Source organism: Caballeronia arationis, assembly GCF_001544975.2.
GTDB classification, from domain to species: domain Bacteria; phylum Pseudomonadota; class Gammaproteobacteria; order Burkholderiales; family Burkholderiaceae; genus Caballeronia; species Caballeronia arationis.
The window spans coordinates 1-553 of the sequence record NZ_FCOG02000611.1; the positions used below are offsets into that span (position 1 = coordinate 1).

General features: G+C 63.3%; 1 protein-coding gene. It reads right to left on the minus strand.

The features are described from left to right. Positions 1-519: IS66 family transposase (locus tag AWB81_RS48255; protein WP_235026286.1), on the minus strand; the 519-nt coding region annotated here is incomplete at its 3' end. Positions 520-553: the final 34 nt, after the last annotated feature.

The window sequence follows — 553 nt, forward strand, 5'->3', positions numbered from 1 at the left end:
TCCGGCGCCGAGATAGCCCCATAATCGCGCGATTCGTGTTGCCTTGCGACCCTTCTCGAGTAGAGGCAGCGTGGTGTCGTCCACGTGCATGCGGGGCGCCTGCAACTGATGAACCCGCAGCGGTGGCAGCAGCACTTCGAGCAACTCGGCCGCCGCGAGCTTCCATTCGCACAGCGTCGCCCGAGGCAGGTACACGCCACGGCGCGCGTAGCGCATCTCCTGACGGTTTAATGGCAGATGATCGACATAGGTGTTGACCAGAATGTTTGCCAGCAGGCTCGCGCTCGCATTGCTCTTCGGCAGCGGCGACGGCTGGGCGCTGGCGGTCACTATGGTCGAATCGCCATCTTTCTTCGCTGCGTACTTGAAGCGAACGTGCTCGATGACGGTGAGCCTGGACGGCTCGTAGTGCAGCGTCTCGCTGCGCTCGTCGCCGATGCGCTCGAGCGTATCGAATGCGGCCTTCTGTTCGTCGCTCAGGTCGTATTCGACGCGCGTGCGGGGCAGGTCCTTCGACAAAGCAGGACGGCCTTTGCGGGTGTGGCCCTCAACC